The organism is Paenibacillus sp. FSL H3-0329 (assembly GCF_037963285.1).
Lineage (GTDB): Bacteria > Bacillota > Bacilli > Paenibacillales > Paenibacillaceae > Paenibacillus_AQ > Paenibacillus_AQ odorifer.
The window spans coordinates 2639106-2654305 of sequence record NZ_CP150150.1 but is presented as its reverse complement, the minus strand read 5'-3'; the positions used below and the strand labels follow the sequence as shown (position 1 = coordinate 2654305).

The window sequence follows — 15200 nt, the reverse complement described above, 5'->3', positions numbered from 1 at the left end:
CTAAAATATTCCCATACTAAGATACCGTTCCCCTGTGTCAGGTGCAATGCAAAGCACGCGTTTGCCAGCCCCAAGACGACGCGCTTCCTGCAACGCCGCCCATACAGTGGCACCACCGGATGGACCCAGCAGAATTCCTTCTTTTGCAGCCAGCCTTCTTACCGTCTCCAAGGCAGCTTCATCCGCGACCTGAACGATGTCATCGTAGACCTGTGTATTCAAAATTGCGGGCACAAAGCCCGGACTCGTTCCTACCAGCTTATGTGGTCCTGGCTTTCCTCCAGATAATACGGGCGAGCCTTGCGGCTCAACCACAAGAATCCGGATATCAGGTAGATGCTCACGCAAAACCTCACCGGTTCCAGTTATCGTGCCCCCAGTTCCTGATGAAGCAACAAACACATCCAGCTTACCTTCCATTTGCTCCAAGATTTCCAGAGCGGTCGTTGTCCGGTGAATATCAGGGTTGGCTTTGTTCTCGAATTGCTGTGGAATAAAACTGTTCTCCACTTCTTTTCCCAGCTCAATCGCTTTTGCTATAGCTCCCGGCATCCGTTCTGCTGCCGGCGTCAGCACAACATCCGCACCATAAGCCTTTAGAATATTAATTCGTTCCTTGGTCATATTATCAGGCATGACAAGAATCGCTTTATACCCTTTTGCCGCGGCATTCATCGCTAATCCTATCCCTGTATTTCCACTAGTCGGCTCAATGATCGTCCCGCCCGGCTTCAACAAACCTGCTAGCTCGGCTTGCAGGATTAGATTATAAGCTGCCCGGTCTTTTACACTGCCACTTGGATTAAAAAGCTCCAGCTTCACATATAGTTCTGCATCTTGGGGGCTAGTCAGCCGATTTAATCTTACAACCGGTGTATTCCCAATCAGCTCTGTTATATTGTTAACCACTAAGGATGTCATTTTAGAGCCTCCTTCATTTCTGTACCTTCCATTATTGTAACGTGAGCAGCACCTCCTGTCGATTCAGAACCCTTGGTTTCTGCAACCTGAAAACAACCGCCCCCCACGAAAGCGGGAGACGGCTGTTCAGTATTGGCAGCTTTATTTTTACGGATTAACGTTAATCGTAAAAGTAGACGTATTATTTTTAATATTCGTTACCGTGTTGGTAATTTTCAGATTGTTAAAGGTGGCTGACCCTCTGGCAGGACCTTGCCCAGCCTCAGCCGCTTCATTTACCCAGATGCCCACTCCGGATTTGCTGTCAAAAGCATCTCCACTCTTTTGCGCACCGGAAATTGTGACATTCGTGAAGATGGTATCTGTCACTGGGAACTGCGGCGCGGAGCCGACATAGTTGGTCTGGAACATGATACCATGATAGGTTGGATCAATGATATCCACATCACTGACACGAATGCCTTGGAATACCTTAGAGGCTGAGAATACCCAGATTGCCGGGAAGGTCTGTGCCCCCCAGAAATGTCCACCTGCACGAACAATGGAAATATTCTCAAAATTCGTTGTCGGTGAAGCGCCAAAGCCGTTCATTGGATACCCGAAGTCAAGTGAGCTGATCGTAATTCCAGAATAGCAAAGCGTGTCGGCAATATAAATGTTGCGGAAGGTATTGGCATATCCGCCATAGACGGCTACACCTGCTGCCCGCCAGGTTAAGATTGAAGTGAGATTCTCATAAATATTATCCTTCATATCTGCACCACCGGAATCAATAGCCGAAAACAATGCAAAGCTATCATCCCCTGTAGCCCGTGCCTCAATATTGGATACGAGATTATTCGTGCTGCCATTCGTCATATTGATGCCGTCAGCGAAGGTGTTGCGGATACGGGAGTTTTTGATCACCATGTAATCCGTATTAGCTCCCCAGTACATACACACCTGATGTTCGGTCCAGATGTTATCGATCGTAATATTTGCCACATTGGAGAAATCAAATACTTTACCCGGACCATCAATACGTGATGTGTAGTTCCCAAAGTAAGCAAAATTCGCAAAAGTAGAGCCATTAGCAGTATCGCTTGCCCGGAAACCGATATCCGTATTCTCCTGATTCGTTGGAGCGTAGAATCTCGTATACCATGGGCCTGCACCAATGATCTTCACTGCTTTTCCATAGACTTGAAATTTACTGGAGGTCTGATAGTTACCTGCTGGCAAATACACACCTACGAGATTTCCGGTCGTATCCATGCGTACTTTATCTAGCGCATTTTGCACATCCTGATGTGTAAAGCCGGCTGGGACCGTATATTTGGCCGGATCTGGATTGGCAATCGGTGAAACCTGCTCCAGACTGATGAAATCAATGGCATACTGCGAGGTATTTGCCACATCCTTTTGCAGTCGAATCGTACTACCTTTCGGAATCGTGCTGTCGAACATAATGTTGGCTTCATCATAAATATGCCGCGGAGAGCCCGCGCTTGGTGAATTGCCGGGACTTATCTCTGAACCGTACAGCCATGCATATTTAGAGGTCAGATTAATCGCCTTGGTATAAACTCCGTTCACATAGATGTTCAGTGTAGCATTCGTACCGTCTCCACTCGCCGAATCTGGAATCGAGAAGCGGGTGACCAGTGTATTAGTGTCAGCCTTAGTAGTGAATTCTACATAACTGCCTGTAGTATTCAGTGTAACTGCTCTTCTGCCTGAAGCCTCACCCGCAAGATCTCCAATGGTCCGATTAGCAGTAAGCTTCACAGCCCCGCCACCAATCACGCCCTCCTCAGCCTCATACATGTCGTAAGGCATATTGGCTCCACGACCTACAAAAAGAGACTGTGTTTGAATATTGTTGGCTTGTTTAACTGGCAGCTCATTAGTGTCTACGGCAATTTCGGTCTTCACAGTATATTTGCCATTAGCTGCTGTCCAAGTGCCAAGGCTAACAGGAGGCGCTGTTACTCCACTGCCAATCACGCCGTTATAGGTTCCAGTTAAGGTTTGGAGTACAGCATTCGTAGTAGCATCCAGAACCTTCAAGGTTATGTTATGCGCACCCCCTGCGGATGCTGCCGTCCCTTGATTCTTAATTGCCACCGAGAAGCTGACCACATTGCCGCCTGCTGGATTGCTTGGTGTCCAGCTAACTGGGGAAGCTACTAGATCAGAACTGGATACGGGAGCAATAATAAGAGAATTTGGACTAGTGAAGCTGTTATTGCCTTCGTTCAATTCAATAACCGTATTATTCTCGTCAACCTTTGCAGTTAATGTATAGGTAGCTGCATCCTTTACGCCCATATTTAAAGTGACGTTCGTAGATGCGCCAGCCGCTAATGCCCCCACTGGGCTAGTACCTACAAGTGTGCTGCCCAAGTAGAAATTTACATTAGTCGCTGTGGAAGCTAATGTTCCAATATTTTTTACCGTTGCATTTAAAGTAATGGCATTGGTCTCTACTGGAGCTGAAGGTGACCATGTAAGACCGGTTATCGCCAAATCCGGATTAGCAGCTGGTGCACCCATCACTTGGAATTCAGCGATTTGTCCAGCGGTTGAACCAGTATTGGTGGTAATCTTCAACTGTACTTCACTAGCCGTGGCCGTTACCGGAATAGTGACCGTATTGCCGGTTGCCGGATTAAAAGTATACACGGTTGCTGGCACAAGACTAGTAAAGGCTGTTGTATTCTGATTATGCCCAAGCACTTGAATAGTCTGAGTACGTGTGGACCAGGCCGATGATGGATTCAGTTTGAGGACAATGGATGTAATATCGGCATTACTCCCCAGGTTTACAGATAATGTATTGGGATAACTTCCTCCTGCTCCTTCCCAGTAAGTAGTTACATCACCGTCATTCGCATTTGCAGGAACAAAGGTAAAGACGGAAGAGGAAGCGTTGATGCTTTTGTTCAAAGCCAGATTGGAACCCGCCCCAGGCGTTGGTGTAACTGTTGGTGTCGGGGTCGGTGTTACCGTTGGAGTTGGTGTAGGTGTTACTGTCGGTGTTGGCGTAGGAGTTACCGTCGGTGTCGGTGTTGGTGTTACCGTTGGAGTTGAGGTAGGTGTTGCCGTTGGTGTTGGAGTTGCCGTCGGCGTTGGTGTTGTCGCAGAAGCTGGAGTGACGTTCAAATTATCTAGATTCACATTTCCAGTGTCTCCTGCATCGTACTTATAAGTAATCGTGTTAGTGCCAGCATTCAGAGCCAGCGTCTCAATCTTTGTTGACCAAGTATTCCAATTGGCCAGATTCGCAAGTGAGATTTGCTTAATTTTAGTTCCATTCACATAAACACTGATGGTTTTTGTACTGCCTGATGCATTTGAAAATCTTAATGTAGCATCATAGTTACCAGCAGAAGCCACATTAACGCTAAATGCAGTCGCAGCACCTTGATTTAGGTAACCATCAACAAATCCTGTACCTGTATAACCTGTATGATCCGTGTTAACCTTGGCACCACCGGATAATGCGGCATTCTCCGCTTCATATCCTGAGGATGGAGTTGTAGTTGTATTACCATGAACCTCAAATTCCGCTAACTGTGCTGCTGGCCAGACCGTATTGGATGTGAAATTCAGTTTAACATATCTGACATTCGCAGCTGTAAAGCTGATGGTCACTGTATTGGAATCACTCGTTGGATTAAATGTATAATTGGCGGAATCTACTAAGTTATTGTAAGCTGCATCATCTGTACTCCCTTGCACCGCTAACGTTTGAGTTCTTGTTTCCCAATTCGTTGGCAGCTTTAGCACAACCTGATTCACGCTGCTTGCTGCCCCTAAATCCACTTTAATCCATTGCGGAAAAACACCGCTTGCGCTCTCCCAATACGTTCCTTGGCTGCCGTCATTAGCATTGGCTGCTACGTATACATCACCGAACGAGCTTGAAGTAATAGTCTTCCCTTGGGCTAAATTCCCCGCAGCTAAACTCACCGAGGGATATAACGTTAACTGACCTATGCATAATATAACAATTAAACAATAAAGTACTGCCGTCTTCCCGGTAAATCTTTTAAAAGCTGCTATCATTGAATAACCACCTCCCAAAGTTTTGTGGAGCTATGAAGCAGAAAGGATGCGCTTTCAAATTAGTAGTTTTATAGACATTCGCCTCCTACATTTGAAGTGATGAATTACGGATACAAGCTAACTAATAACGCTAATAATATAAGTTATACGTAGATGGCCGTCGATGGCAATTTCTATGCTTTGTATGTGGGATATTACGTTCAACAAAAAAAGCCCCGGAGAGGACAAGGGGACTATATTGCCCCTTAACTCTCCGAAGCTTCATGTTATACATTAAATCTAGCTACCAACCCTTGCAGTCCATGCGCCATTGTACTTAATTCACTTGCAGAGGATGCAATTTGTTCGACCGAAGCCATTTGCTCTTGCGAGGCTGCCGACACATGCTGAGTACTCGCAGCGGTTGTTTCCGAGATTTGCGTAACGTTACGAATTGACTCTACAATCTCATCCGCAGCCGCCGTAATCTCCTCCACGGCTCCAGATACTTCCTGAACCTGTTCGGCGAGTGAATCTATAGATAATCGAATCTCACCGAACGATCGTCCCGCTTCTTCGATAATCTCCGTACCTCCCTTTACTTCACGCATGCTGCTCATCATCACCTTCATGGCATCATCTGCTTCACTTTGGATCCCAGTCGCCATTTCTGCAATTTGATTGGCGGATTCCGCGGACTGCTCTGCCAGCTTGCGGACCTGATCGGCAACCACAGCGAAACCTCTACCTTGCTCACCAGCACGAGCTGCCTCAATCGTCGCATTTAGGGCCAGCATATTCGTCTGCGAAGCGATCCCTTTTATGACTCCTACAATACTGCCAATCTCCTGAGATCGATTCACAAAACCTTGGACCTGCTGTGATAAAGATTGTATGGAGTGATTAATCGATTCCATTTGCTGCCCAGCGGCCTGAAGGGATTCATCTCCTGTAATGGCAAATGCCGCAGAGCGATGGGAGGCTTCCGAGATGTCCTGGACACTGGCAGCAATTTGGCCGATTCCTAGTGATATTTCTGAGATTGTAATCGTATTGGTCTGCAAATCATTCATCTGTTTGGCTGTTCCGGTAGCGATTTCACCCATAAAATCCGATATTCGTTCTGTGGCGCCTGCCGTCACTCCACTATCTGACCTAAGCTTTGTAGAGGAATTCGCGAGACTATTTGCCGATAACTTCACCTGTTCAATCATCGTGCCCAGATTATCTGTCATTTTATTAAAGTTAAACGCCAGTTCACCAATCTCATCTTTAGAACGAACACTTAATTTGCGCGTAAGATCGGCATCCCCATCTGCAATTTCCTTCAACTGCGTGTTCACATCACGAAGCGGTTTAATAATCCGTCCAGAAATTAGCAGCGCAAGGGTCACCGCGAGCACTACCGACAATCCGGTCACACCAAAGCTAGTAATCAAAGCGTTATTACGATGCGAATTTGCCAGGCTTTGTCCATTCTCTATTTCCTCCATGAGCATGTTCTGAAACACAATCTGAGATTCTATCATAGCGTCTAATGATAGGTCCGTGAATTTCTTTTGCGCTTCCGGGAAGTTGCCTTCCTTAGCTAAAGCAAAAGCTTCCTTCAGAACGATCAAATAATCATTCCATTTGCTCTTCAGCTCAGTTACACCCTTTAACTCAGCTTCACTTAATCGGGCACTCTCCAGCTCTGTAATAGCATTTTCAATCAATGGGAGCATTTCTTCATACTGCGCCAGATAGGAATTCCGCTCATCATCTGTGTTGCTCATCACATAACGAGCACCCAGCTCATCTGCGGTACGAATCTTATCCGTTAAGCCTTGAACAAGTGACAGCTTGTCCCAGTTACGATTAACCTGATCTGTCAATTGGGTAACCTTCCCCTGAAACAATGTGTTTCCGGCTATCGCCACTAGAAAGACTATAATCACAGCAGTAAATCCTAAGACTATTTTCCCACGGATACTTTTCACCATCGTTTTTCCTCATCTCTATATGTATGTAGGTCTATTTGGTACTTTTATCCTACTAGCTCTCCCTTAAGCCTCTCTGAATTTGAACTGAATGTTTGCTTAAAAAAACAAAAAGACCCCTATTTCCGGCCGAGGGCAGGAACTAATGGTCTTTTGAGATCTTTTTATTCGTATAAATTTCCGTTAGCCAGCTCTGCCAGCTTCGATTCATCCAGTACACTTAAGCGTCCACGATTTCGTGTAATGATTCCTTCATCAATAAAACGACGTACGATTCGATTAAGATGCCGATAGCTTGTGCCGAGCAATTCTGCTGTTTCAATAAGACTTGAGGTCCGAATCTCCTCCACTCGCCGGTCACCGTTTTTATCTGCGAACAAAGACATTAAATAACTGGCAAATCGATTCTCCACAGGATACAACAGGTTAAGTGCGGAGGCTTGACCGAGCGTATGCAATTTGTGACTAAGTTCTCCGACGAGAAAACGTAACAACGCTGTATTTTCCTCAAGCTCTCTCAGGAGTAGTCTTCTCCCTGCAAAAAGAATCAAGCTCTCACCCACAGACTCCACTTGATTCTTAACAGGGAACCGGTGAAGCAGCTCTACATCCCCAATCACAGATATCGGATTTGTAAACCGCACCAGCATAGATTTGCCATTTGGCAGCAAGGTCTGAATTTTGAGCTTGCCCTCAACCAATATGAACATTCCATCCAATTGATCGCCAACCAGACACAGCTTTTCTTCATCCGCGTAACGTCTCAACTCCATTTTATGCGTTACCAGCGGGCTAAATATTCCGTCCAGACCGTTCTTCACTGCCAAGGCACGGACAGCCTCACGGTCATTTATCGTCTGCATGTAGTGCCCCCTCTATTGTTTGCTCCAGTGTAATTTAGAATACCCCACAAAAAAAGGACATATGTCCTTTTTAATGAGGTTTTCCTATGACACTTTACATTACAACAGAATCCACACAATAACGAATCATATCTACCTTCTGATCCTGCAGCCAAAATTCAATACTCCGATGGTTGATTTTATCCACGTATCCGATAATCTCAGCCCCTTGCTCCCCTCTTTTATAATAAGAAGTGCCATAAGCCTTGATCACTTCGTCTGCTGAAGCTCCAACATGAATATCTCTTGCCGTACTCATCGTATGATCGGAATAGACGCTGATTAAAATAATTTTATCATCGCCACGTGCTGTGGCTATTGTTGTCTCGTGGCCCAGATCATAATACTGATACCGCTCTATATCATTATTTGGCTTAGGTTCCCTAGCAATTGAATCAAGGCTTAGAAGCAGCTGAATGCCGCCCAGACTTTCCTGTTCAAGATTGGTGCTGGAAACACGCGAGTAATGATTTTGTTTGGGCGCATTGTATAAATAGATATGATAGATCCCGTAACTTAAACCTACCGTAATAAAAATGATGATAAATGACCAGCCTCTTTTAAATGGCTTCTTCCTCACTGACCTCACACCTTCTTCTTACCTTTACTGTGCAAAATATTCAGCCAGCTCACGCTGCGCCAGATATTGCGGGAAATTGAACGACTGCCAGGCCCGCTCACGCTTATTGAGTTCTCTCCATTCATTCTTTAAAAAATCATCCAGCATCCCATCTTCCTGTTCACTAAACCTTATCAGAGAAGGGATGACCTCCGGAGATAAACGGACCAAATAATTGGCGTCCAATTTACCACTTGCCGCATAACGATCCATATTTTTATTAGCGATAATAACATCCATCCCGATATAGTTCATGACGACGTAGGAGATCAAGCCCAGCACAATATAACATTTCGCCAATGGAACACGCTGAACAGCTATCCGTAAGGCTGCAACCACCAACAATAAGCCCATAAATATCATAAATGCATGCACTAAAAACCGAGTCGTGGTATAGCCGTACACCTCTTCATATAGAGTCAGACGGGTATAGGCGGAATATAGCATCACTGTCGAGCAACCAACCAGAATGTAGAGCAGGACATTAATAAATTTTTGCAGCCCTCCACTTCTATTTCCTTCCGATACCAAAGCCAGCAGCAAAATCACGAAATTAATCGCAGCCACCATAATCAGCTCAAAAAATCCACTACGTGCGTAATCAGCATATGAGCTGCCCTCTGGTAAAATCCCTTCCCATGCTCCAAACAAGTAAGAAAACTGTACGAAAACAAACAATACATATACCGTGTTAATGGCTATAAGAATCGTCGTCATAATTATCGGATCCATTTTAAAGCTTACAGGCGCCAGCACTGGACCATATTCCTTAGGCTGCATATTCCAGTCATAGATTTTCGAATCCACATACCCCCACACTAAGCCGAACAAGCCCATGCCCAGCAGGATAATCCACAGCACCCGCACAAAACCTTCCCCAAATGAAATCCGATCCAGCACATTCGGCAGCGCCAGCAGTACATGATGAAACACTCCGTCCGCTGAGGACAGCAGAGTAACCACAACCAGCAATATTGGAAAAGAGATCGCAAGTCCTATCAGCACTTTCCCCATGACCTGCTTACGCTCGTCCTTCATTTTACTGCCGCCAGTCCTTTTAATGATCGTAAACACAGTGCTACAATGGCGGAAATTCTGTGGAAGCACATGCTCCAGCGTGTTCCCCACTAATCCAAGCCGGCTCCAAGCCGGCCGTTTATCACTAAGCAAATAAGTCATATGTAATAAAATCAACACCGGGATCACCAGCAGGTTCAGCCCAAAGAAGAAAAAATTATGAAAGAATAAATAGGTTAATGAAAGTAGAAAAATCGCTCCAAACCAGAAGTAACTGAATTTGTTGAGCTTGCGGATTTTAGCCTTGGCATAATAAAGCATGAACGCATAGAACAGACACACAAAGATTGGATACGATAGGCCCGCCAGCTTTCCATAAAATAAATACTGATGAACTATTGCCAGTAAGAACGCAGCAAGCAAAGCAGCAAGTGATCGATTAAGCCTAAGTCCCGTTCCCGTTTCCATTTCCTCGGTCATGGTAATTACCCCCATTTTCTTACTTTCTCATCCTTATTTTACGTGATAAAATAAGAAAAAAAAGAGAAAGAATTTATTTATAATTTCCTATTTTCCGAAAGGAACCAAAACAATGAAGCTGCATAGCCAATTTTTAAAGCTGCAATCTCATTTTGGGGGAGCCACAGAAATCTCAGTGACGATGGATGAGTTGGCATTGATTTTCGGCTGTACACACCGCAATGCCATGCATATTGTGAATAAAATGATGTTGCAGGAATGGATCAAATGGACGCCTAAGCGTGGGCGAGGAAGCCGCTCTTTGCTGCAATTTCTTGTTCCCTCCGAAGAAATTGCCCTTCAATCCATGATGCAGGCGATTAGCCGCAAAGATGTCCACCACGCTATAGAAGGCATCAAAACCCATGCCAGCTCCACCTCACTGCAGGATACACTACAGGGTTGGCTGCTGACCTATTTTGGGCATCATTCTGAAATTCGTAGTGACAAACAAATTGATACTCTCCGCCTGCCCATTACCCAGCAGCTACATACCTTCGATCCGTTATATATGAATTTGCTGGCAGAGTCATTTGTTTCCAGCCATGTTTTCGACGGGTTAGTGAAAAGAAGCGGTGAACGGGACAAAATTGTTCCCTGTCTGGCTCACGCCTGGGAAGTCGATGAGAGCCGGACGCTCTGGACTTTTTTTCTGCGCAAAGAGGTGTTATTCCATCATGGAAAAGTGCTTACAGCCAAGGATGTAGTCTATTCCCTGGGACGGTTGATGCGAACCTCTAAACGGACACTCTATAGCTATATTTTCAAAGAAATCCAGCGGGTCACCGCATTAAATCCATCTACCGTTCAAATTACGCTTAAGCAGCCTAATGAACTATTTCTGCCATTTTTGTGCACGAGCAGAGCCGCAATTGTACCGCGTGATTTAGAAGGAATAGATGAGCAGAGCTTTGGCCGTAGACCCGTGGGGACTGGCCCCTTTAAGGTTGTGGACATGACCGAGGACACTTGTGTGCTGGAGGTTTTTCCTTATTATTTTCAAGGACGGGCTCATTTAGATCGGGTTGAAATCCTTTATGTCCCGTGGGATACCGAAACGTCATCCTCTGATACGGGTTCTGCTTTTCACGTGATTCAAAACCCCTCATCCGCCAGTTCTTCGACCTGGAGCCGAATTCATTCGGAGTCTTCCATTCGGAAATTCGTCACCTGCAATACGCAAAAAAAGGGACCGCTAAGCGATCCCCTGCTTCGGGCAAAAATAGTCTCCTGTTTAAAAGACGATTCAGCGTCCATCGAGCAAGAAGCGATAAAAGATCAAGAAATCACGTTGCAAATCTCTACGATTCCACAATATGCTGGCGATGCTGATTTTATTGCCACTAGACTAGAGCAACAAGGTTATAAATGCAATGTCATTTCCGTGTCTCCAGAGGAATTTAAAGGTCCGATTCGGCTGGAATCTGACCTGATTGTTTTCTCACTATTCCGTGATGAGGATGAACAACTTCGTTTATTTGATCTATACCTTACGCTCTCCCAGCATATTGAACCGTATACCCGGGCGGATATAGAAGGCTGGCTGTATACCATCGCGCGCGAACCTAATCCGGTGGCCCGAGCGGAAAGTTTCAGTATCATCGAGAACCGTCTGATTAAAGAACACCACCTACATATTTTGTATGAAAAGCCCACTCAGACAGCTTATCTCCCCTCTGTCCGCGGGGTTAGCTTCAATAGCCAGGGTTGGGTCGATCTTCGTCATGTCTGGTTTCCGCCACTGCTCTCTAGCAGCAGCACGAGTTGATCTGCTTGAATTAAAAAATGCGGAAATCCAGAGCTTGCCCCGGATTTCCGCATACGCGATAAAGCCTAATTATTAAGCTGCTGTTTTAGTCGTAGCTGTAACTGTAGAAGTCCCCGCATCCCACTTCACATCCATATTCAATCCCTCGGAAATAAATCTAACCGGAACTAATGTCCGATTTCCGATAATTTGCGGAGGAACGTCGAGTGTGAGCGCTTTGCCATTGATGTAAGCAGTCTTGCTGCCAATGGCCATTACGATCGTTGTATTGTCTTTTACTGCGGTGATTTTCTTAGTCGTTTGATCCATGGTTACTGTAGCACCCAGAGCATTAAAGATTGCATTCACTGGCACAAGCACCCGGCCATTCTTATTCACAGGAAGCTGATCTGCAAAGCTGACCGCTGTTCCGTTTAAAAGTACAGATATTCCGTTAGTGCCCGTCGTGTTCGGATTAGTTGTTGATGGTGTAGTAGTTACAGAGGGTAGAGGTGTGACGTTAAGTCCTAGCTGGCCTTGCAGATTAGCAAGTCTGTTCAGCGCAAAGGTCATAATCGAACCTGCAGCCATTGTGCCCATACCTTGTCCCCCGCCTCCAGCGTTACCTGTTGGAGGTGTAGGATTACCATCAGTCGCAGTCCCTGTATTATCAGGACGTGCTGGCGGTGTCGTTCCATCCGGAGGTGTCATGCCCTCCATCCCTTCAGGAGGTGTCATGCCTTCCATCCCAGCTGGTGGAGTCATTCCTCCACTACCACCCATCTCACCTGTTGCTGAATAAGTAACATTACTTTCAAATTGTTCCATGGTATAAAATTTGGTTGGGTCTGCTTGAACGTAAGGTTTAATTAAGGTAGCCAATTCAGTAATTCTGCTCTGAATTCCTTCCAAATAATCAACCAGCTCAGATACATATTTCAGGTATTTAGTCTTATATTCAGGCACTTCCAACAGATTAGCAATCATTGGGACCTGATCTAAACTTATCCCAAGTGTAGGATTATCAATTGATGCAGTTACTGCGTTGCTATTGGCTGCAATGGTTGTTGCCGATGTAGAAGTTGTGCCTGCAGCAGCTGTTGTACCTGCTCTGCCGCCTCCGCCACCAGAATACCCGTTAAAGGACATGTTCATGTCCCATGGAAGTACACTAAATTTACCGGATGCATCCCCGTACAACATATAATTATGACCTTTATCCCCGTTATAGCTGTCATAGTTACCCAATACAGCATTAGCGGCGATATACTTCAGGGCCGAATCCACATCTAGCACACTTTCAATAGAACCCTTCACACCGGCAGGCATCTCATTCAGTACCTTGATGAAGTTCTTTAACGAAGCTTTATCATCTTCTTTACCTGTATCATAAGTTATCGTTTCGTAGTCACTGTCTTCTTTGTACTGCAGATAACTTTTTTCTTCTGTATCATACAGAACACCTTCGTCATAAGTTTCTCCATAGGTACGTTCCAGGTAGCTGTCATCTATCGCTTCCACACCTACATAAAAACCATATAATTCTCCGTTGATATACAGATTGGTGAACACAGTCAAAGGTGCATCCACACCAACAGAACGGAGCGCTTCGTAATGTAAATATTCACGAATATACGAAGGGTCCGAAAAATTGTTGTTCAGTACCATTTTATCAAGACCAAGTAACGTTTGCTTCTTATCATATTTATCAAATTTCAGCCGGAAGCTGTATCTGTCCGAGTCTGTCATACTGGCTACCGATTTTAACGTCAGATTCCCTTTAGTAGAAAATCCAACATTTTCAACAACATTCCCGTCAACTTCAACCTTAACTTTTTTGTATTCTTTTTCGAGGGGACTTGCTAATATACTTTTCCAATCCGCATCATCAATCGTTACTTTAACATCAATGATTCTGTCACCCGCGAACAGGGATTCATACGCTTTCGTTACACCTGCATCCGCCGCACTAACTACGGGCGTGTTTCCAGCAACTCCAAACGCCGTTGAGACGATAGCAAGACTTAGTGTAACTGCCATGAACTTTCTCAGCAAATTTTTCTTCTTCACCATGTGTAATCCTCCTTGAAGTACAGATTTATGTTTTCGCAGTTCAAGGAGATTGTAAAATATGAATCTGAATATACGCTGAATAGCTTGTCTAAGCTTTGCCAGGCAGGCTGTTTATCAGCCCTTTGCCAATCAGATTAGCTGAAACCGGCGGTTTTCCGATCTCTCTGGCCCAGACCGATAATTGCCCGACATGATGAATCTCATGAGCAATCACATGGCGCATTACCTCACCCCAGGCATCGGTCACGATCCTGCCATCCGGAAGGTGATCCTCAAAAATCCTCTGCTCCAGCCCCTCATGCCAAGCCGTTACAAAGGGTTCCACCTCTGTGTGGAATTTTGCATCCAATTCTCGTACTTGCTGCAAAGTCTTGTACTGCTCAAAATCCTCTTGGAAATCCGGTTTTCCTTGCAATACTTGAATCCAGCTCCACTCCACATCCACAATGTGAGAAAGCGTCTTGAGTATACTGCCTACACCACCTATACGTATTGCAAGCAGCTCCTCCTCAGAAATATTTGCACACCACTCATACCATTGTTCGCGGACCATCCAGTTATATTGAAAAAATGTCTGCAAATAAAAACCTCCTAGAAAGTTGTTGTACTTTTTAATGGGAACTTAAATGTTTTCGGTATCCTTCTACCTTTTCATCTCTATAACCTAACGATTCATAGAACACATGCGCTTCCTTCCGCTGCTCACCGGAGACTAAAATAATATAATAGCAGTCTCTTTCCCGGGCCGCTTGTTCAATGGCGTTCATAAGTTTTTTGCCGACGCCTTGACGACGTGCCCGCGCTGAAACGACCACATTCTCAATCACCATAAACGGTTTGCAGTCCCCCACTAAGTCCTGACACACGATGCCCATCAAAGACCCTAGTAACTCCCCCTCTACAAAAGCACCCAATAGAATGTACCGGTTATCCGCCTTAACCACTTTAAACACTTCTTCAAGCTTATTAAAGTCAGACGGTTTATTCATCAGCTCTTGATATAAATTCCCCAGTTCAGGAAGAGATTCCATTTCTATTTCTTTAATATCAACCATGATTGTTCATCCTGCTTTCTTTTAAATTAACAGCCCTGCTCATACACATACAGTCCACCATTCCGTGGATGAGATATACGCTTTCAATTATAACCTCTTTGGACCAACTGCTGTGCCAACATCTTCATAAAAGAAGAATGCCCATAATACCAAGCCATCCGCCCCAGCACTAGCCACATAAAATGGATGCAGCTTAATCTTCTTCATAGCCCCATTATTTACGAACTATCAACTCGAATTCATCCATCTGTCCATCCCACTCTACGCACCAATCCCAGAATGTACGGACTTTAACTCACCTTTGACTCCCTCAACATTATTGCTGAATTCTTCTGTAGC

Annotated in this window: 10 protein-coding genes; 1 reads left to right on the top strand and 9 read right to left on the bottom strand. The window is 45.0% G+C overall.

Annotation, left to right across the window (positions count from 1 at the left end; all coding sequences use genetic code 11):
- The 6 genes from cysK to NSQ66_RS11385 form a co-directional block, all read right to left on the bottom strand.
- Window positions 1-921: a cysteine synthase A gene (gene cysK / locus NSQ66_RS11410; protein ID WP_038570052.1), complete on the bottom strand. Its 921-nt coding sequence runs from the start codon at window positions 919-921 to the stop codon at window positions 1-3.
- A gap of 147 nt (window positions 922-1068) precedes the next feature.
- Window positions 1069-4971, bottom strand: a complete 3903-nt coding sequence (locus NSQ66_RS11405) for a discoidin domain-containing protein (RefSeq protein WP_339279691.1) — start codon at window positions 4969-4971, stop codon at window positions 1069-1071.
- A gap of 266 nt (window positions 4972-5237) precedes the next feature.
- Window positions 5238-6932, bottom strand: a complete 1695-nt coding sequence (locus NSQ66_RS11400; RefSeq protein ID WP_076100730.1) for a methyl-accepting chemotaxis protein — start codon at window positions 6930-6932, stop codon at window positions 5238-5240.
- A gap of 161 nt (window positions 6933-7093) precedes the next feature.
- A complete protein-coding gene (locus tag NSQ66_RS11395) occupies window positions 7094-7792 on the bottom strand; it encodes a cyclic nucleotide-binding domain-containing protein (protein WP_036683474.1) in 699 nt (232 codons plus the stop codon).
- Window positions 7793-7886: 94 nt separating this feature from the next.
- The gene (locus NSQ66_RS11390) at window positions 7887-8411 is read right to left on the bottom strand and encodes a hypothetical protein (protein WP_076100731.1); all 525 of its coding nucleotides are present in this window, start codon (window positions 8409-8411) and stop codon (window positions 7887-7889) included.
- A gap of 24 nt (window positions 8412-8435) precedes the next feature.
- Entirely contained in the window at window positions 8436-9947 is a 1512-nt protein-coding gene (locus tag NSQ66_RS11385) for a DUF4173 domain-containing protein (protein ID WP_076142363.1), read from the bottom strand.
- A 112-nt stretch (window positions 9948-10059) separates the two neighbouring features.
- Between NSQ66_RS11385 and NSQ66_RS11380 the strand changes: the two genes are divergently transcribed.
- On the top strand, window positions 10060-11754 hold the full coding sequence (locus NSQ66_RS11380) for an ABC transporter substrate-binding protein (RefSeq protein ID WP_036683466.1): 1695 nt from the start codon (window positions 10060-10062) through the stop codon (window positions 11752-11754).
- 72 nt (window positions 11755-11826) lie between these two features.
- On the opposite strand, the gene NSQ66_RS11375 is transcribed toward NSQ66_RS11380, so the two are convergent.
- The 3 genes from NSQ66_RS11375 to NSQ66_RS11365 all read right to left on the bottom strand — a co-directional run bounded on the left by NSQ66_RS11375 (window position 11827) and on the right by NSQ66_RS11365 (window position 14861).
- Window positions 11827-13806 (bottom strand): CotH kinase family protein, encoded by a 1980-nt coding sequence (locus NSQ66_RS11375; RefSeq protein ID WP_076142364.1) that lies wholly within the window; start codon window positions 13804-13806, stop codon window positions 11827-11829.
- Window positions 13807-13894: 88 nt separating this feature from the next.
- On the bottom strand, window positions 13895-14386 hold the full coding sequence (locus tag NSQ66_RS11370) for a DinB family protein (RefSeq protein WP_076142365.1): 492 nt from the start codon (window positions 14384-14386) through the stop codon (window positions 13895-13897).
- Window positions 14387-14417: 31 nt separating this feature from the next.
- Complete coding sequence (locus tag NSQ66_RS11365) at window positions 14418-14861, bottom strand: GNAT family N-acetyltransferase (protein WP_076142366.1); 444 nt, start codon at window positions 14859-14861, stop codon at window positions 14418-14420.
- Window positions 14862-15200 lie beyond the last annotated feature (339 nt).